The organism is Exiguobacterium abrahamii (assembly GCF_015645365.1).
In the GTDB taxonomy this organism is placed as follows: Bacteria; Bacillota; Bacilli; order Exiguobacteriales; family Exiguobacteriaceae; genus Exiguobacterium_A; species Exiguobacterium_A abrahamii.
This window is the reverse complement of the sequence record NZ_JADOYC010000001.1, coordinates 1296424-1314206: the sequence shown is the minus strand read 5'-3', so window position 1 is coordinate 1314206 and position 17783 is coordinate 1296424. Positions and strand designations below refer to the sequence as shown.

At 51.3% G+C, this 17783-nt stretch carries 17 protein-coding genes; 14 read left to right on the top strand and 3 right to left on the bottom strand.

The features are described 5' to 3' along the window. The first annotated feature begins 59 nt into the window (after window positions 1-59). The 4 genes from ITJ88_RS06735 to ITJ88_RS06720 are packed head-to-tail and all read left to right on the top strand — an operon-like array spanning window position 60 to window position 3761. Window positions 60-551, top strand: coding sequence for a PH domain-containing protein (locus ITJ88_RS06735; protein WP_035408021.1), 492 nt, complete (start codon window positions 60-62; stop codon window positions 549-551). Next, window positions 548-1996 carry a PH domain-containing protein gene (locus ITJ88_RS06730; RefSeq protein WP_195865068.1) on the top strand — a complete coding sequence of 483 codons (1449 nt, stop codon included), beginning with the start codon at window positions 548-550 and terminating at the stop codon, window positions 1994-1996. The genes ITJ88_RS06735 and ITJ88_RS06730 overlap by 4 nt, the downstream gene beginning before the upstream one ends. A gap of 34 nt (window positions 1997-2030) precedes the next feature. Beyond that, on the top strand, window positions 2031-2951 hold the full coding sequence (locus tag ITJ88_RS06725; RefSeq protein WP_195865067.1) for an alpha/beta hydrolase: 921 nt from the start codon (window positions 2031-2033) through the stop codon (window positions 2949-2951). Between the two features lie 18 nt (window positions 2952-2969). Next, complete coding sequence (locus ITJ88_RS06720; protein ID WP_195865066.1) at window positions 2970-3761, top strand: PP2C family serine/threonine-protein phosphatase; 792 nt, start codon at window positions 2970-2972, stop codon at window positions 3759-3761. A gap of 35 nt (window positions 3762-3796) precedes the next feature. On the opposite strand, the gene ITJ88_RS06715 is transcribed toward ITJ88_RS06720, so the two are convergent. After that, window positions 3797-3943 carry a hypothetical protein gene (locus ITJ88_RS06715; protein WP_195865065.1) on the bottom strand — a complete coding sequence of 49 codons (147 nt, stop codon included), beginning with the start codon at window positions 3941-3943 and terminating at the stop codon, window positions 3797-3799. A 148-nt stretch (window positions 3944-4091) separates the two neighbouring features. Between ITJ88_RS06715 and ITJ88_RS06710 the strand changes: the two genes are divergently transcribed. Both ITJ88_RS06710 and ITJ88_RS06705 read left to right on the top strand, forming a co-directional pair. Next, entirely contained in the window at window positions 4092-4688 is a 597-nt protein-coding gene (locus tag ITJ88_RS06710; RefSeq protein ID WP_029341691.1) for a DUF1129 family protein, read from the top strand. 21 nt (window positions 4689-4709) lie between these two features. After that, window positions 4710-5894 (top strand): hypothetical protein, encoded by a 1185-nt coding sequence (locus ITJ88_RS06705; protein ID WP_195865064.1) that lies wholly within the window; start codon window positions 4710-4712, stop codon window positions 5892-5894. Between the two features lie 46 nt (window positions 5895-5940). Here the strand turns inward: ITJ88_RS06705 and ITJ88_RS06700 are convergent, their stop codons facing one another. Together ITJ88_RS06700 and ITJ88_RS06695 are read right to left on the bottom strand one after the other, a co-directional pair. Next, the gene (locus ITJ88_RS06700; RefSeq protein WP_195865063.1) at window positions 5941-6351 is read right to left on the bottom strand and encodes a hypothetical protein; all 411 of its coding nucleotides are present in this window, start codon (window positions 6349-6351) and stop codon (window positions 5941-5943) included. Window positions 6352-6435: 84 nt separating this feature from the next. Then, entirely contained in the window at window positions 6436-7899 is a 1464-nt protein-coding gene (locus ITJ88_RS06695) for a potassium/proton antiporter (protein ID WP_195865062.1), read from the bottom strand. Window positions 7900-8059: 160 nt separating this feature from the next. Here ITJ88_RS06695 and ITJ88_RS06690 point away from each other — a divergent pair, with 160 nt between their 5' ends. The 8 genes from ITJ88_RS06690 to ITJ88_RS06655 all read left to right on the top strand — a co-directional run bounded on the left by ITJ88_RS06690 (window position 8060) and on the right by ITJ88_RS06655 (window position 17712). After that, window positions 8060-8932 (top strand): SDR family NAD(P)-dependent oxidoreductase, encoded by an 873-nt coding sequence (locus tag ITJ88_RS06690; protein ID WP_195865061.1) that lies wholly within the window; start codon window positions 8060-8062, stop codon window positions 8930-8932. Window positions 8933-9154: 222 nt separating this feature from the next. Further along, window positions 9155-9640 carry a GNAT family N-acetyltransferase gene (locus ITJ88_RS06685; RefSeq protein WP_195865060.1) on the top strand — a complete coding sequence of 162 codons (486 nt, stop codon included), beginning with the start codon at window positions 9155-9157 and terminating at the stop codon, window positions 9638-9640. Window positions 9641-9713: 73 nt separating this feature from the next. Then, window positions 9714-10763, top strand: a complete 1050-nt coding sequence (locus tag ITJ88_RS06680) for an oxidoreductase (RefSeq protein WP_195865059.1) — start codon at window positions 9714-9716, stop codon at window positions 10761-10763. A 184-nt stretch (window positions 10764-10947) separates the two neighbouring features. Next, window positions 10948-12024 (top strand): C39 family peptidase, encoded by a 1077-nt coding sequence (locus ITJ88_RS06675; protein ID WP_058703424.1) that lies wholly within the window; start codon window positions 10948-10950, stop codon window positions 12022-12024. Window positions 12025-12145: 121 nt separating this feature from the next. Beyond that, complete coding sequence (locus tag ITJ88_RS06670) at window positions 12146-13867, top strand: DUF2339 domain-containing protein (RefSeq protein ID WP_230088543.1); 1722 nt, start codon at window positions 12146-12148, stop codon at window positions 13865-13867. Window positions 13868-14001: 134 nt separating this feature from the next. Then, the gene (efeO, locus tag ITJ88_RS06665; protein ID WP_195865058.1) at window positions 14002-14820 is read left to right on the top strand and encodes an iron uptake system protein EfeO; all 819 of its coding nucleotides are present in this window, start codon (window positions 14002-14004) and stop codon (window positions 14818-14820) included. Window positions 14821-14822: 2 nt separating this feature from the next. Continuing rightward, window positions 14823-16055 (top strand): iron uptake transporter deferrochelatase/peroxidase subunit, encoded by a 1233-nt coding sequence (gene efeB, locus ITJ88_RS06660; protein WP_230088541.1) that lies wholly within the window; start codon window positions 14823-14825, stop codon window positions 16053-16055. Further along, window positions 16039-17712: an FTR1 family protein gene (locus tag ITJ88_RS06655; RefSeq protein WP_195865524.1), complete on the top strand. Its 1674-nt coding sequence runs from the start codon at window positions 16039-16041 to the stop codon at window positions 17710-17712. The genes efeB and ITJ88_RS06655 overlap by 17 nt, the downstream gene beginning before the upstream one ends. Window positions 17713-17783 lie beyond the last annotated feature (71 nt).

Sequence of the window (17783 nt, the reverse complement as noted above, 5' to 3'; positions counted from 1 at the left end):
CTGTCTGAAACCAAGCAACGTTTTTAACCGTAAATGGAAACGAAAGGAAGTGTTTTTTGATGTCTACTGTACAATGGCATACATTGCCAGAACGATCGATTCGAGCAGAACGGCTCGGATTGTTGCCGTTACACGGCTTGATCGCCGTCATTTTAATCGGAACGACAATCACCCAAGTCATGTGGCTCGACCTGACACCCTGGTGGATGGGTATCGTCGGTCTGCTTTGGCTGATCTATTTCATTCCCCGTATCGTCTACATACCCGTTCTTCGCTTGAAGTATATGCGTTATCGCATTGATGAGGAATTTCTCGTCGTCCGCAACGGGATCTTTTTCCGCCGCGAAGTCACCGTGCCGCTCGTCAAGGTGCAATTGATCGATAGCCAAACGGGACCGATCCTGCGTCGCTATGATTTGATCACACTGGATATTCGAACGGCATCCGGCTTCGTCACGTTGTCACGACTCGATCGTGCGCAAGGAGACGCGCTACGCACACAAGTCGAACGCTTCGCGAAACTCGAGGAGCGGGAGGAGGAATCGTTATGACCCGGCGTGTTCACCCGCTGTTCATCGTGATGTCGAGTATCTCGATCATCCGCTCGCTCCTGATTCCATTCGCCGCCTTGATTTTTAATGCAATCCGCAAAGGCGAGATCAACACCTATACGTGGATCGGGATCAGTGTTGGGATTGTGTTCGTCCTCTTATACGGGATCGCCTCCTGGTATTTTTATACGTTCACGATTGATGCCGAGACGATCCGGGTCCGCAAAGGGATTTTCCAAAAAAGTGAACGGACGACGCAACGTAAACGGATCGAGTCGATCGGCATCCAGCAAAATGTCATCGAACGACTGTTGCGTCTTGCGACGTTGACCGTTGAGACATCGTCCGAGAGCGGAACACCAGAAGTCGAACTAAAAGGGATCCGTCTTGATTTTGCGAAAGAACTGAAATCGTCGATCAAAAATGAGGGGCAACTCGTCGTCGAAGAACAACAGGAGGAAGTCGCCTATACGATCCCGGTCCGTGATTTGGCATTAGCCGGTGCCTTGTCAGGACGCGTCGGACTGGCGCTCGTCGGGATCGGGACCGCCTATCAATTCATCGATCAGTTCATTGAACGGTATGTCGATCGACTGTTCTCGGAGCTCGCGCATTTATCGTTGTTCGTCTTGACGGGGCTTGGTGTCCTCGTCTTACTCGTCATCTACATCGGCTCGATCATCGTCTATATCTTGAAATACGGTTCCTACCGTGCCGTCTTGCAACACAACCGATTGTTGATCGGGTACGGAATGTTGAACCGGACCGAGGTCGCGTTTCATGCCGACAAGATTCAAGCCCTCGTCATTCAGGAAAGCTGGATTCAGCGGTTGATCGGACGGGCGAGCCTGTCCTTGCACATCATCTCGGCGACTGGTGAGAAAGAACGACTGTTGCTCCATCCGTTCATCCGGACGAACGAGATTGATCCGTTCCTAGCGACGTATCTGCCGCGCTTTCGTCAGTTCCACCCGCAGCATGAAGTCGCACCGATCGGCTTTCGCTACCGGGTTCGTTGGCCGTTACTCGGTTATGCGCTGTTGTTTACGGCACTAAGCAGTGTCGTCATCATCGTCCTTGATTCTTCCTGGCGCTTCTTGATCTTACTTCTGTTCATTTGGTTACCGTTCTATTATCTCGCTGTACGCAGCGGCTATCGAAAAACACGTTTCGGCACCGGACACGATCTCTTGATGTTACGCAAACAATGGGTCCAAAAAGAGACCGTCTATACACCACGTCTGAAGATTGAGGAATTGACCTGGTCCGTCTCCCGCTGGCTCGAAGCAAAGGAGATTGCCCGGATCGAGATTCAATTACGGGGCAATACTGCCTTTAACGCGCTCTATTTTGAACGAACGGATATCGATACCTTACAGCGCTGGTATAAACAATCATTCCTTTCGACCCCGTTAGCAGGGGAAGTGAAAACCGACGACGAATAAGGAAAGACTCACTGTCGGAAAGGAAGCGAAGCACATGCGCAAATGGGGAATCGGCATCGTGTTGCTCGTCACGTGTCTGCTACTGTTCATCATCTATGATGGATACCGGATGCAAGAAACATTGATTGGTCAGTCGGATGCTTCTCCGATTCTGAAGACGACAAGAACGGACGGACAGGTGTCGAAAGACGAGACATGGTTCAAACAAACGAGCGAGACGCAGCAATGGTCGAAAGACGGGATCGTCCGCTTCGGGCGTTATCTACCGGTTGACGGTAGTAAACAGACGGTCCTCCTCGTCCCGGATGAAATGATGTTTTCACAGACCGGTGTTTATGCGCTTGCCCGCTATTACCATGAAGCTGATTTCAATGTCTTACTCATCGAACGGCGTGGACAGGATCGAAGCGGTGGCGTCCGGAATTACGGTTGGCTCGATCGACTGGATGTCTTGGAATGGACGAAGCGCCTGCTTGCTGAAAACGAAGACGATACACGGATCGTCTATCACGGACTCGGTGTCGGCGCAGCGACCGTCTTACTCGCTTCTGGCGAGACCGTACCAACACAAGTCCGGGCGGTCGTCGCTGAAGGAGCTTACGCCCGACTCGACGACTGGTTCAGTCTACTTGCGGACGAACAGATCCGTTACCCGGCACTGCCGTCTCTGACGGTCGCGAGCATGTGGAACAAAGGCGAGCAAGATTTCTTTTATGGCGACGTCTCGGTGACGCGTCAAGCAACGAAGAGTCGGGTTCCGACGATGTTCATTCATGGAATGAAGGACGAACTCGTCCCGGTTCGGATGATGTATGAACTGTATCAAGCAAAAACAGGATTAAAACAATTGTATCCGGTTCGTGATGCCGGTCATGACGAGACGTATACGATGGACCCGGATAACTACGAAAAACGATTACGCTTATTCTTGCAACCGTACTTGCGGGAGATGTAAAGAAGGGAAGACTAAAGCATGCAGACGACACATCCATCCTACTTCTGGGTCGGATACGACGAACCATTCGTCGACACGAAGCAGATCGACCAGATTGGTCGGATAACGCTCGGGCGATTCGGAGGCTGCTCAAGAAGCGGTCAATATAAAAATGAAGACGGGGCTGCCATCTTGATCGGCGACGATTGGGAGATGACCGTCGTCTTAGACGCTCATAAGACAGCAGATAGTGCGGCACTTGTTTTACAGCAGTTGGCACGACACGAGTCGCACATTCGGACTGATCTTGATGCACCACTTACGGACGCATTCCGACGAATCGAGACGACCGTGCTGGATTTCTTTCAAGATCCGGACTTTTTAGCGGCGTGTGCGACGTTGCAAGGGGAGACGGCGTGTCTGATCACCGTCCGGAAAGGACGTTTCATCTGGTGGTTCTCGGTCGGTGACGTCGTCTTGTATCTGTTTCACCCCGATTTGATGAAGATGGGACAAGCCGCTTTGAACCAGCGGCAGTTTTATGAATGGATTGGACGCGCGAACACGTTTGCGTTACCGGTCCCGAGTTATACGCGTGGCGTCCGCGAGTTGCGGCAAGGCGAGAATCAGTTGTTCATGACGACGGATGGGTTGCTTGAGTGCCCGGGAACCCCATATGCTGACGCGAGACAGTTGGAGGAATCTTTACGATCAGGTGGTGTCAAAGAACTTCTCTCGACAATCGAGGCACAGGGTGTTCGTGACAGTACGACGGTCGTTACATGGACCGTCACGATTGACGAATGTGTCACCCAACCTAGTGATACATGAAATAACCCGCGCTCAAGCATGAGCGCGGGTTATTATTATTCTGTTTCAGGCGTTTGTTCTTGTGGTTGATCGAGTTCGACCGGTTCTTGGTCCACGGGTGACTTCGCTTCAGCCAACGGGAAGGCGATGCCCGCACTTGTCAGCAAGGTGATTAAGGCGGCGCTCGTCAATGTTTGACGCATGGTCCGACACGTCCTTTCTGTCTGATTCCGACACTATATTTTAATAATTCTGAACATTCTTCATCGTTTCGTCAAGCAATCTTTTACTTCCACTACGTATTTTTCCCAAAAACCCAGTATACTTAAACATGAAAAAGGGGGAAATCGATTGAAATTAACGAAAGCCAACACACGTCTATTAGAAACCGTTTTACCACGCTTGAATCTGAATGTCGCAGAACCGGACCGGACGGAGATTGAAGACCGTCTGCGGGCAGATATCTATGAAGCCCAGCGGAAACAACGACCGTTCGAAGAGATTCATGGTCTATCGGTCGAAGCACGCCTCGATCAGATGATCGCTGAATTACCACAACGACACCGGATGGAGACACAAAAACGCTGGACGCGAAACTATGTCTCGTCGATCCTGATGTTCATCTTCATCGAAGGAATCGATGGATTATTCCAATTCGCTTTGATTGATTACTTATTCTTCTCAATCATCGCTCTGTTCTTGATCGACGCGATGTCACAAGTCATCACGGCACCGAAGCTTAAACAAGTCAAACCGCGGGTGTGGATTCAATTCGTCATCAGCTTCATTTTGTTTTCGACCTACAAGGCACTGCTCGTGACGGTCTTCCCGGCACCGGACGTCTTGATTCAAGTCAGCGGCACGCCGTCTTATATCATCGGCATCGCGGGACTCGTTGGTCTCTACATCTACTGGTCAAAGAATCCGTTACGAAAGCGCGGCGCATAATTCGCGAGAGGAGAGGATTGCGTGGAGTTCACACATTGGAAACGACGACTGCAAGATCATTTCGAACGAATGGGCTTTTCCCTACTGACGGAACGATTAGCATCGCAGGACATGGTCAAGCTCGAAGCGACACATGGTGCCTTCTTGTTCTTTCCGGTGACGATCCATCTGTATGAGCGGTCCGGCTGGAAGATGGTCGCCTTCGAGGCAAAGACGGAGGAGGAGCCACAACTCGTTGAGCAGCAGATTGCGTCGTTGTTCCAACTCTTGATGGTGACGTTCCAAGAAGAAGAGCGCGAGTTCCTACTCGGATTTCATGCAAATACCGGTCGTTACCTGACGGACCGTAATGCACCCGTTGGCCGGCTCGTCCGTTTGATCGAAGAGTGTTGGTATGACGGTGACGTTCTTCGGGTCGAAACGTTCGATCCGTTCCCGGGACTGTTCGTCGCACCACCTTTCGCCCATCAAAGTTATGCCTTCATGCCAGAAGAACGGACGTGGCGCTTATCCGTCGGGCGTACCGGACGTCCGGCGAACGATTATCGTTTCGACGGAACGATTTTGTCCCCACACCGCTTACCGGAGTCGGAATTATTCACCGTGACACCAAAGACGGTATCGTTAGAAGACGATAACGCGATCCGGACTTTACTGGAAACGGAACGACAGACGATTGCTAAGTTCCATGATCGCGCCATGGCAACGATTCGGGCGTACGACCCATCATTTGGTTTTGCTTGGCGCGGGACGCAGACATTTTTCCACGGTGTTCCGGTCAATCCATTCGCACAGCGCTTGTGGCTCGAGAACGGCGTGACGCGATACCGGATTCTACAACAAGGGTCGACGCGATTGCTTGCTTCCGGTGAGACGTGTGACGCTGTCATTGAAATGCTCGATGATGCCGTCAGCAGTGAAGAACCGGATGGTCAATCCGTCAGTCCGATTGGTCAACTGATCCTCGGGATTTGGCAACAGATCGAGTCGGACGAAGCGACGTATATCACGAACGTCGATTGCCGCGGCATCTCGCGTACACAAGCCGATAACCGGATCCGCCACGCGCTAGCACGACAAGAGACGATCGAGTGGGTGCACCGGGCACCGAACGAAGATGATAGTTGTCGCTTTGCCGGTCTGACGTTGACCTTCCCGCATCGTCCGCCGGGTGTCGTCACGATTGAACGAACGGAAGCAGAATAAAACGAACAGGCACGTCCGCGAGTAAGCAGACGTGCCTGTTCGTTTTTTAGTGCGCGTGCTGTGACAATCGATTAAAGACGACGGACAGACTGTAATAAATCATTGCTGTCAGAGCAGCGATCGTAAAAGAAAGCGGCAGGTCAAATGCGTCCTTCGTCGTCAAGAGAATCAGAAGACTCGCGATCACGATGCCGTACACTCCGTAACCGAGGACTGTCGGCACATACGCTAATGTCGTCGATGACCGGTTGATGATCATGCCGATGATGAAGTCGAGTAAGAAGCCGGACAGCAAGATGATGGGTAACGCGAATAAGGTATAGGAAATGAACGTCGAACTAAGCGATTCATACATCGTATTTGCTTCCCTCTCAGTAATCGGCGTATAGGATATGTATGCTAGGACGGTACAAACGAGGGTGGTGGTCAAGATGACGGCAAGTAATCGTTTCAACATCAAGGTTCCTCCTTTATTTTCCTTTTTGAGTATACCAATCTATATCAAAAAACACACCCTCCTGGAGGATGTGTAAAGAGCGACCTATAACCCGAGCGACGCGATCAGCCGTCGAACGTCCTGATCCGCTTGTTTAGGTGTCAAAATCAACAGTTGATCGTCTACGAGGACACGTGTCTGACCACGCGGCGTCAGAATTTCATCTTCACGAATGATAGCGACGACAAGTACATCTTGCGGCATCTCGATATCCTGCAGTGTCTTCCCGGCAATCACACTGTTTGTCGAGACCCTGACCTCGATGATTTCCGCTTGTGGATGGGTGACGGTCATGAATTTCAAGAACGGTTCGACCGTCGTGTCGGGCTGTGTCTCTAGCCCCATTCGCCGGACGATCCACGGCAAGGCCGTTCCTTGCAAAAGAGCAGACGTCATGACGGTGAAGAAGACGATATTGAAAAGAAGCGGCGCTTCAGAAAGACCACTCGAAAGCGGATAGGTCGCGAGAATGATCGGAACGGCACCCCGTAATCCGGCTGCCGTGATGACACTCTGTTCTTTGACCGTGTATCGAAACGGCAGCAACGACAAGACGACCGCAAGTGGACGAGCGAGCAGGATCAACGTCAAAACGATGACAGCCGAGACGAACAATGTCCGGGGATCGAGCAATTGTTTTGGAAAGACGAGCAATCCGAGCATGATGAACATGCCGATCTCTGCTAAATGCGACAAGCTGCCACTAAATCGTTTGAGCGTCTCGCGGTAGACCATGTCATGGTTGTTGATCCAGATTCCGGTCAAGTAAACCGCAAGGAATCCACTCGCATGTAATATCGTCGCGAGACCATACGAGAAGAGCGCTCCACTGAACAGAAGCGTTGGATACAAGGCGGACGATGGCAACTCGATCCGGTTCAGCAGTTGCGTGACGAGATACCCGATCGCAAGACCAACTAGTGTCCCGAGTCCCATCTCGTAGATGAAGGAAAGAATACCCGCACCGATCGAGAACGATTCCGGCGCTAACGCAAACGATGTGAACAAGATCGTCAGGAAGACGGCCATCGGATCATTCGTTCCGGACTCCGCTTCAAGCGTATGTTTGACTTTGGCATCAACCGGTCGTCCACTGAGCAGGGAAAAGACAGCCGCCGCATCAGTCGAGCCGACGAGCGCGCCGATCAACAGCGCGACCGGCCAAGAAAAATCAAGTAGTAGATACGCAACGATGGCAATGATCCCGGTCGTTGCAAGGACCCCGACGGTCGCAAGCGACAGGGCAGCGGGGAGAATTTTCCGGAAGTGTGCCCATTTCGTATGCAAGCCACCGTCAAACAGAATCAGGACGAGCGCCATCGTCCCAAAGAGACGGGCTTGCTCGAAATCACCAAAGTTGATGATTCCTGTGACATCTGACCCTGCCACGATCCCGACGACGACGAACAGGATCAACGTCGGTACATTCAACCGGACGGCAAACTTCGTCGTGATGATCGCAATCAATAGTAACGTTCCTGCGACGAATAAGATCGTCCCTTCTTCCATCCGACCACCTCTTTCGTGATGACATGTTCTCCTATTAGTATACGTTACTTTTTGAAAATTTCGAAAAATAACGTCAAAACGAGGTGTACAAACGAAAAGAAAAAGGAAAACTAGAAACAGAACTAGTTGCGTTCAAAATGGAACACAAGGAGGAAAAGGGATGAACATCTGTATCGTCACAGGTGCCAACTCCGGTATGGGGATGGTCACGATTCAAGAATTATTGGAGCGAGGAGATCGGGTCATCGCTACCGTCCGTTCGCAGAAAAAAGCGACGGCACTCGTGCAACTACTGCGGGAACATGGTGTATCGCATACGCACCTGGAAATCGAGATCGTTCAACTCGATCAACTGGACTCCGTCCGTCGCTTCGCGGATCGTCTGTTTGATTTAGTCGGTCGTATCGACCGCTTGATTTTAAACGCCGGTGTCATGGTACCGCCGTATCATGTCACGAAGGACGGCTTCGAATCACAATTCCAGGTCAACTACTTGAGTCATTTCTATTTGATCGAGCGCTTATTGCCGTTACTTGAGAAAGGGAACAACCCGCGCGTCATCTCGATTTCGTCGCTCGCAGGTGAAGGCGGCTTGATTCGGACCGACGTCGAACTCGAAGCGATCGCCCACGTCAAAAAAGAACACTATAGCCCGATGCGTTCTTACCGCGAATCCAAGCTCCTGCAAATGATTCATATGCGTGAACTGGCTGAGAAGCACGGTGACCGAATCACGTTCGTCAGCGTCCACCCGGGGATCGTCAATACGGATCTGTTCTATCGCGGCAAGTACGGGAAAGTGATGAAGACGTTACTCAAGCCAGTCGCGCAAGTCGGATACTGGACCGGAAAACTCTATACACCGGAATACGGCGCAAAGACGGCACTCTATCTCGCAACGACCGACGATCCGCTCGATAACGGCGGCTACTATGCGGACTCCGCTCCACGACTCAGCAATCCGATCGTCGAGGACGACGAGTACCGGGCGCAAGCACGGAATTTGTCGCGTCGCTGGGTTGAACTCGCCTGAACGACAAAAAACGACCGGCTCGTGGGAAGCCGGTCGTTTAACCGTTGTGACGACTGGGGGTCAGATCACTCCTAAAGGATACGTTACATTGAAATAAAATTGTGGAATATGAAAAAAATCACAAAATAATGGGGAACGATGAAATCTTGAAGCAAAAAGGTTTTCTTCTCGCTGTACATTCGTTAGGATAGAGAAGAATTTTTTTGTAACAGGAGGAATAACATGATACGACAAGCTACATCAAAAGACGTTCGAAACATCGCAACCCTACTTGAGCAAAAAGCGCTCTCCCTCAAAGCCAGTGGCAGTAGCCAGTGGTCTGCTTATCTGGAGCAAGACATCGAGCAACTCGTCGCGCGAGATTTAGAAGCAGGTCGCTTATATGTCTTTGAGGATCAGAACGAGCTGCTTGGTTCCGTTGCCCTGCTTCCTTCGCTCGAATGGGATCAATCCTTGTGGGATGATGTAGAAGGTCTGTATATCCATCGAATCGTCGTCAGCGACCGCGCCAAAGGACGCGGGGTCGGTCGGAAACTGCTGGAACACGCGATTGCTGTGACGGAGGATGAAGGAGAAATCCTACGACTCGATTGTGTCGCTTCAAACGAGTTTCTCAACGCGTATTACACGTCATTCGGATTCGTCCTTCAAGGAACACGGGACGGCTTCTCGATTTATGAGTATGAACGCATCGAAGCGACAGCCTGAAGCGGTTCAATCAAGACAACGGTCGTTTCGTTTGGTATGGTAATAGAAAAAGAACGGTTCAAGGAGTGATCGGATGCGATTGAATATCGGCTTCATCGGCTTTGGCAAAAGTACGACCCGTTACCATTTACCGTACGTGATGATCGAGGACAACTATCACGTCACCTGGATTTACAATCGGAAGGAAAAACCGGAGCTGTTCGCCTCTTATCAGGATCGACTGCCGGATGCCCGTTTTACGACGGATTTGTCCGAAATGCTTGCTGACCCGGCACTTGATGTCGTCGTCATCAATACACCACCGGCGACTCATTTCGAATACGCATTGCTCGCGCTGCAACATCAAAAGCACGTTCTCGTCGAAAAGCCATTTACGGTGACGGAAGAGGAGACGAAGCGTCTATTTGCAGAAGCACATGCACAAGGCGTCAAAATTCTCGCCTATCAAAATCGACGTTACGACAGCGACTTCCAAGTCGTCGCGCAAATCATCCGTTCCGGAAAACTTGGTCGTCTCGTCGAGGTCGTCTCGCAATTTGATCTATTCCGCCCGGAAGCGGCTTCAGCTGATGCACGTCACGAGAACGGTGCGCTCTACGGACTCGGCGTCCATACGCTCGACCAAATCATCGCCTTGTTCGGAAAACCGGACAAGGTCGCCTTTGACGTGCGCAGTATTCGCCTGCCGCACAATCCAGACGACGCGTTTGCAATCGATCTCTATTATCCGGAGCTGAAGGTCAGCGTCCGGACGAGTCACGTCGCGCTCGCCCCAGCACCCCGGTGGATGTTACACGGCACGAACGGTACGTTCATCAAGCAACACGTCGACCGGCAAGAGCTCGATTTGAAAGCGAACTACTTCCCAGGAGAAGAGGGGTTCGGTGAGGATTCAGAAGACGATTATGGGCGTTTGATCTATCATGATGAACACGGTCATCTGCAAGACGTCCGGATCCCGAGTCCTGTTGGCGATTACGGTAAAATGTATCGCGCCTTTTACCGCAGTATCGTCGAAGATGCACCGCTCCCGGTGAAAGAAGAGGATACCTTGTTTGTTGCCCACCTGCTCGAACAAGCTTTTGCGCAACCGTCTCCTTATATCTTGACGATCCAAAATTAAATTTTAATTTGATTGCAGGTTGATGACAACTCGACTGTGCCCATAGGCACGGTCGGGTTTTTTTGATATAAAAGAACAGGTGTATTCCTGATTTTTCAGATTTTTCTAAAGAAATGTTGATTATTTTTTCAAAAAGTTGGGAATAAGGGAATGTCTCACCAAATCAAAACATAGGGGGTCTATCATGAAACGATTCTTATCCGCTTTGCTCGTAGCGGCTGTCATCGTTGGGGTACTCAGCCCTTCGTTGATCGCTGAGGCCGCGACGAAGTTGACCGTTACGACGGATGTCTTACGCGTCCGCGAAAAACCGTCGACATCGAGTAAGATTCTCGGTAACGTCTACAAAGGGAATGTCTACACATCAAAGGGAACGTCCGGCAGCTGGTATAAAATCAGCTACAAATCCCGCACAGGCTACATACACAAGAACTACGTCAAATCGTCCTCGTCGAAATACACGTCGACGGGTACGAAGTATACGACGGTCGGCACGCTCAACGTCCGGACGGGTGCCGGAACGAAGTATAAGGTCGTAGGGCAGCTGAACAAAGGGGTTGCCGTCGCGACGTACGGCACGTCAGGGAGCTGGACACGGATTCTCTATAAGGGAAGCTACCGCTATATCTCGACACAATACGTCTCGAAGTCGAAACCATCGACGACGACGAAGAAGCTGAACGTCCCGTACTACAACCAATATTCACTCGGGTATCCATCTGGCTGTGAGTTCGTCTCGTTGAAGATGGCACTCGAATACAAGAAAAAAGCCGTCTCTGCTGCGTCACTCTACAATCAAATGCCGAAAAGCATGAAGAACGCGACGTATAAGAACGGAAAGTATTACTGGGCAGATCCGGAAAAAATGTTCACGGGGAATCCAGCCGGAACGCTCGACTACTACAAGAACTGGGGCATCTATCCGAAAGGGATCCTACCACTCGCGAAAAAATACCGCAGTGGTGCCGTCGATATCTCGAAACAAGGCGTCTCGAAAATTGAGAGTGAGATTCGTAGCGGTAACCCGGTCATCGTCTGGGCAACGGTCGATTTCAAGAATCCATATGGCTACTTCTCTTGGATCAAACCGGACGGTAAAACATTCACAGGTTACCGGAACTATCACGTCATGCTCGTGACAGGTGTCTCAAGTGGTTCGTTCTACGTCTCGGACCCATACCGCGGCAAGTACAGTGTCAGTCGCTCGCAGTTCACATCCGTTTTCAATCAAACGGGACAATATGCGTTATCTGTTCGTTAAACCCTCATCCGGTCGCTCCCACGCGACCGGATTTTTGTCATTTTCAGGCATATCGATACGAAATCTACTGTAAAATGAAGGAGTTCACCTGCTAGGTGTGTAAAAGAATGACAATGTATCCATGAAAGGAAGTGAAGAGATGGAAGATCCACGGATCACGCGTCTCGAGCAGGAGGTCGCGGCGTTACGACAACGAGTAGCTGCCCTTGAAGGACAGCACACTTCGCCTGTCGCACCTGAACCGAGCGAACCAGAAGTAAGTACAGTCGCTCGCCCAGCTCCGCGCCCTGCTTATACGAAACGAAAACCGGTTGTTCCTCCACCAACATTTAAGGAAAAACGCTCCCGCGAAGAATGGGAACAGGTCATCGCGACCGTCTGGTTACCCCGGATTGGAGCGATATTCGCTGCACTCGGGGCTTTATTCCTTTTCTCCTACGCCTCGGTTGCCGGTCTGATCAGTCCGCCTGTCCGCATCGGAAGTGGGGTCTTGATTGGTCTACTCGTCATCGCTCTCGGAGAATACCAGTATGAGAAGAAACGACGTGAGCTCGGGGTCGGACTCGTCGCGACCGGTACGATCGTCGCGTTGGCGGCACTGTTCGCCGGGATGGCCTTATATCAATTCTATCCACCGTCTTTAGCCTTCTTACTTGAGCTCGTCGTCGTCTTCATCGCGTACGGTTTGATGCTCTGGATGCGATCGCAAGCCTTACTCGTCCTTGTATCCATCACCGGTTTCTTATTACCATATCTACAATTATCGGACGACCCGAACTTACCACTCTTCTTATTATACGAAGTCGTCTTGTTCGCAGCGATCTTCTTTGCGGTTGACCGACTGAAGGCCAAAAAAGCGTTTGTCTTCGCTTGGGTGATCTTTACGATCGCACTCGCGTTCGGTCTACTCTCGTTAGAGCTCTACTGGCTTGATGAACAGGTACCACGACTTGATGAATGGTCTCTCTTACTTGCGACATTCTTCGGTTACGGTGCGACATCGTTCGTCGGACGACGGATCCAGTTTCAGCCAAACGTGCCAAGCTGGCTTGCCGGGATTGTCGTCTTACTGACGTTGCTGATCCTCGATTGGTCGTTCGGGACGCTTGTAGCGATTCTGTTCGCCGGAATTGCCTACGTGCTTGCGGATCGATTAAAGGATCCCGCTCAAAACGGCGTCGGTCACGTCGCCTTACTCGTCGCCGTCCTCTTGATTCCGGCAGATGCCCTCAGCTGGACGTATCAACTGCGCTACTTCTTGATTGCCGGGTTGATCGCCGCATTTTGGTTCGTTCCACGGGCGAGAATGCCGCATCAACGGTTGTTTAACGTCGGGTTGTATGTCGTCTTTATCTTTTCAGCCGTCGTTGATTATGAATCTTATCAAAGCATAGGCCTGTCGTATGCGCTGACGGTGCTCGCGATGGTCATTGCTTCGACGGCATTCGTCTTGCTCCTCGTTCAGACACATCGTGATCCGGTTTGGAAAGGGTCATGGCAACTTGTCCTCGTCTTAGCCGCGATCGGTGTCTTTACGACCTATACGTTGATCATCATGGAGTTACCATTCTACCGCGGTCTTGAAGAGACGGCGCGTAGTACGACGTTGTCCGCTGCCTATATCGTCCTCGCACTCGTCCTTGTCGCAATCGGTCGGATGCGGACGTCGTCGACGTGGCGATTGTCCGGGTTGTTGTTACTGACGATCAGTGCCGTCAAGCTTTTACTATTCGATTTGTCGTTCCTGAGCTTATTCCAAAAAGCATTCGTCTTCATTAGCTTCGGAATCGTCACGTTCATCATTTCACGGACGTACTTCAAAAAACGCAAAGAACAAGCCTGACACAGCGCTTGAATCGGTTGAAATGAACCGGTTCAAGCTTTTTTTATTGCGTAAAAATTTTTATTGATAACGATTATCATTGTCGTCTATACTATTTAAGGAACTGACTTAATTAGTAACAGGGGGAACCATACATGAAACAAGCATTATTGATGACAGGGGCGCTCGCCGTCGTTTTAGCAGGTTGCAGTGAAGCGAAACAAGCGGAGACACCAGCACCGAAAAAAGAGAATTTTGAACAGGTCGTTACGGATTACCGGACGTATGCGATCAACGAAATCGATACGTTCGTCCGCGAGACGGAAAAGTTCACGGATGCCGTACAAGCGGGGAAGCTTGAAGAAGCGAAAGCATTGTACGCACCAACACGGATGTATTACGAACGCGCAGAACCAATCGCGGAAGTATTCGGTGACCTTGATCCGAAGATCGATGCGCGAGCAGGCGACGTGAAAGCGTCGGAGTGGGGCGGTTATCACCGGATCGAGCAAGGGTTATTTGAAAAGGGAACGACAAAAGGTTATGAAGCGTACGCGAAACAATTGATGAAGGACGTCCACTTACTGCGGGCAAAGGTCGAGACGGTCGAGGTGACACCAGAATTACTCGTCACGGGGGCGACGGATCTATTGAACGAGGTCTCGACGTCAAAAGTGACAGGCGAAGAAGACCGTTATTCGCATACTGATTTATATGACTTCGCGGCAAACGTCGAAGGGGCTGAAAAAATTTACGAATTGTTGAACCCGGCGCTGAAAAAACAAGATGCGGCGTTATCAAAAGAGATTGCGGCTCGCTTCAAGGATGTCCACGCGTTACTCGATGCGAAGAAACAGGGTGACGGCTATGTCCTCTATACGAGTCTCTCGAAGCAAGACGTCAAACAGATGAGTGTCGCCATCAATGAACTCGCGGAACCGCTCTCGAAGATGGGCATCGTACTGGAGGGATAAGCATGAAACCAATCCAAGAAGGTGTCACGCGGCGTGACGTCCTGAAGGTCGCGGGTTTGACGAGTCTCGGAGCTGCCCTTTATGCCAGTGGTCTTGAGAAGTTCCTTCCACGGACATTGACTGTTGAAGCCAGTGACCAAGAGCCGTTCTACGGGACGTATCAAGCGGGAATTCTGACGCCCCCACAAAATCACGTCCAAATCGTGGCGTTTGATATCAAGACGGAGCGACGTGACGAACTGGTTGATTTATTAAAACGCTGGACGCGGTTATGTGCCCGACTCGCTGCTGGGTTACCATACGGCGATTCCGACTCCCGTTACGTGCCACCGGAAGATACGGGGGAAGCGGATGGTTTATCTGCCGGTCACTTGACGTTTACGTTCGGATGCGGTCCGAGTCTGTTTGATGGTCGCTTCGGCATCCGCCATAAACGACCGGATGCCCTTAAAGCGTTGCCGACGTTCGATCTCGATCGTTTGGACGAAAAATGGAGCGGAGGCGACCTCGTCGTCCAAGTGTGCGGTGATGATGCGCAAGTCGTCTTCCATGCGATCCGTAACCTCGTCCGTGTCGGTCGCGGAACGGTCGCGATGCGTTGGTCCCAAGCTGGTTTCCAGCGCAGTAAAGCAGCAGATGCCTCTGGCGGGACACCGCGCAATCTGTTCGGCTTCAAGGACGGTACGGGAAATCCTGACGTCTCGAAGAAACAGGTCCGAAAAGAAGCACTCTTTTGCCAGTGGCAAGACGGAACGCCGTGGTTGACGAACGGCTCGTTCCTCGTCGTCCGTCGCATTCAGATGCATCTTGAAGTCTGGGACCGGACGATTCTAAAAGAGCAAGAACGGACCTTCGGACGCGAGCGCGCTTCTGGGGCACCGCTCGGTTCAAACGACGAGTTTGCTTCCGTCACACCAGCGAAACGACAAGCTCGTGGCGAAGCCGCCTTACCGGTTGACTCGCATACCGCTGTCGCGCACGGGGACGGAAAGACAGCGATCTTACGCCGTTCCTACTCGTATCAGGATGGTATCGATGAAAAGACAGGTGCCCTTGATGCTGGACTACTCTTTTTATCGTATCAGCGTTCACCGAAACAATTCATCGAGATTCAGCGTCGTCTTGCCGCACAGGACCGATTGAATGAATACATCACGCACCGCGGAAGTGCCATCTTCGCCTGCTTCGGTGGAATCTCGAAAGGAGGCTACATCGGTGATGCGTTATTTGCGTAATCTCGTCCTTGTACTTGTACTCCTTATAGCCGGTCAACACGCGGTGCCCGTCCATGCTGCATCGACGGATGATCTTTATGTCGCAATCGGACAAGCCCTGTCTGCCGTCGCAAGTGAAGATCGCGCAGCACTGAATCAAGCAATCGATGAACTAGGACAAGCTGCTCAAGATTTACCTGATCAACAAGCGGCAATCACGAAAGCCGTCAAACAGGTCGATGCGAAACGGTCGGCAACGTTTCCGGAAGTCCGCGAGCAACTGACAGCACTCTCTGCTGCCGTCCGGAATCAAGAAGAAGCAACGAAACCGAAGACGGATCCGGTCGCGAAAGCAAAGGTGAAGCAATTGCTTTCGTTGACGAAAGAAATGCGGCAGGTCAAAGCGAGCGACCGTCCGGCAGCGGAGCAACGATTGTTGACCGCATGGGCGACGCACGAGAGTCTTGTTCGCAATGACAGTGTCGGTCACTATGGCAATATCGAGATGGCGCTCGCGTCGATCCGGATCGCGGCGGCGCGTGATTCCGCGGATACGAAGGAATGGAAAGCCGCACTTGATCAGTTCGATACGGCTGTCCAGTCTTTCCTCGACGGAAAGCAGGTCCAGGCAAAGAAAACGGGACTGCAGTCGCTGTTGACGCCACTTGAAAAGGCACAAACCGCACTTACGGCAAATGATCTGCCGGAAGCAAAAGAAGCGCTAGAAGCATTTCTGAAGACTTGGCCGCGAGCGGAAGGTGAGGTCCGGACACGTAATGAAGGGCTCTATTCCCAGCTTGAATCAGACGTACCACTGTTACTTGCCCGACTGACGCCGGAAACTCGGGAAAAAACGGCACAAGAACTCCAGTCGTTTGAGAATGCTATTGCACAATTACAAACGAAGACGCATTATACGTTTGTTGACGCAATGCTCGTCATGCTGCGGGAAGGTCTCGAAGCATTATTGATCGTCAGTGCGCTTGTTGCCTTCGCGCGGAAAAGTCGATCGAAACAAGAAGGGAAGGTTTGGGCAGGCGCCGGGCTTGGTCTGATCGCAAGCGGTCTGTTAGCGCTCATTCTCCAGACCGTTTTTCAGGCCTCGTTCGCAGCGACAGGTCGGGAACAAATCGAAGGCTACACGGGCATCGTCGCGGTCGTTGTCATGTTGTTCGTCGGCTACTGGTTGCACTCGAAAAGCGCCGTCGCCAAACGAAAACACTTTTTGTCGACGCTTTCGACGACGTCCTTGTTCTTCGTCAGCTTCTTGACGATCTTCCGAGAAGGCGCCGAGACGTTGTTATTTTATATCGGAATGGCACCAGCGATGACGAAAACTGCTTTGTTATCCGGGATTGGTCTTGCGATCGTCATCATCGGACTCGTCTCGTATGCGGTCATTCAGATTGGTGTCCGTTTACCGATTCATCGCCTGTTCCAAGTCGCGTCGTGGTTAATCTATCTAATGGCGTTCAAGATTCTTGGTACGAGTCTGCACGCGTTGCAGCTGACGAACGTCTTACCGATTCATCCGATCAATGGACTCGGAACTGCCGGGTGGATTGGCTTTTATCCGACGCTCGAGACGCTTCTCCCGCAAATCGTCCTGATGATTCTGATTGCCTTGTTTACAATTTGGCAAAAGCGGCGTGCGTCTTCAATCCAGACTGCTGCTTAATCCATTTTTCAATTTCAGGTTTCAACTATTATGTTTCGGGTATAACTTCTTATCAGCAGCTTGCTGCATGA

Coding starts and splice junctions, on each gene's coding strand:
- ITJ88_RS06735 (WP_035408021.1), top strand. CDS start 60: ATGTCTACTGTACAATGGCATACATTGCCAGAACGATCGATTCGAGCA.
- ITJ88_RS06730 (WP_195865068.1), top strand. CDS start 548: ATGACCCGGCGTGTTCACCCGCTGTTCATCGTGATGTCGAGTATCTCG.
- ITJ88_RS06725 (WP_195865067.1), top strand. CDS start 2,031: ATGCGCAAATGGGGAATCGGCATCGTGTTGCTCGTCACGTGTCTGCTA.
- ITJ88_RS06720 (WP_195865066.1), top strand. CDS start 2,970: ATGCAGACGACACATCCATCCTACTTCTGGGTCGGATACGACGAACCA.
- ITJ88_RS06715 (WP_195865065.1), bottom strand. CDS start 3,943: ATGCGTCAAACATTGACGAGCGCCGCCTTAATCACCTTGCTGACAAGT.
- ITJ88_RS06700 (WP_195865063.1), bottom strand. CDS start 6,351: ATGTTGAAACGATTACTTGCCGTCATCTTGACCACCACCCTCGTTTGT.
- ITJ88_RS06695 (WP_195865062.1), bottom strand. CDS start 7,899: ATGGAAGAAGGGACGATCTTATTCGTCGCAGGAACGTTACTATTGATT.
- ITJ88_RS06690 (WP_195865061.1), top strand. CDS start 8,060: ATGAACATCTGTATCGTCACAGGTGCCAACTCCGGTATGGGGATGGTC.
- ITJ88_RS06685 (WP_195865060.1), top strand. CDS start 9,155: ATGATACGACAAGCTACATCAAAAGACGTTCGAAACATCGCAACCCTA.
- ITJ88_RS06680 (WP_195865059.1), top strand. CDS start 9,714: ATGCGATTGAATATCGGCTTCATCGGCTTTGGCAAAAGTACGACCCGT.
- ITJ88_RS06675 (WP_058703424.1), top strand. CDS start 10,948: ATGAAACGATTCTTATCCGCTTTGCTCGTAGCGGCTGTCATCGTTGGG.
- ITJ88_RS06670 (WP_230088543.1), top strand. CDS start 12,146: ATGAAAGGAAGTGAAGAGATGGAAGATCCACGGATCACGCGTCTCGAG.
- efeO (WP_195865058.1), top strand. CDS start 14,002: ATGAAACAAGCATTATTGATGACAGGGGCGCTCGCCGTCGTTTTAGCA.
- efeB (WP_230088541.1), top strand. CDS start 14,823: ATGAAACCAATCCAAGAAGGTGTCACGCGGCGTGACGTCCTGAAGGTC.
- ITJ88_RS06655 (WP_195865524.1), top strand. CDS start 16,039: ATGCGTTATTTGCGTAATCTCGTCCTTGTACTTGTACTCCTTATAGCC.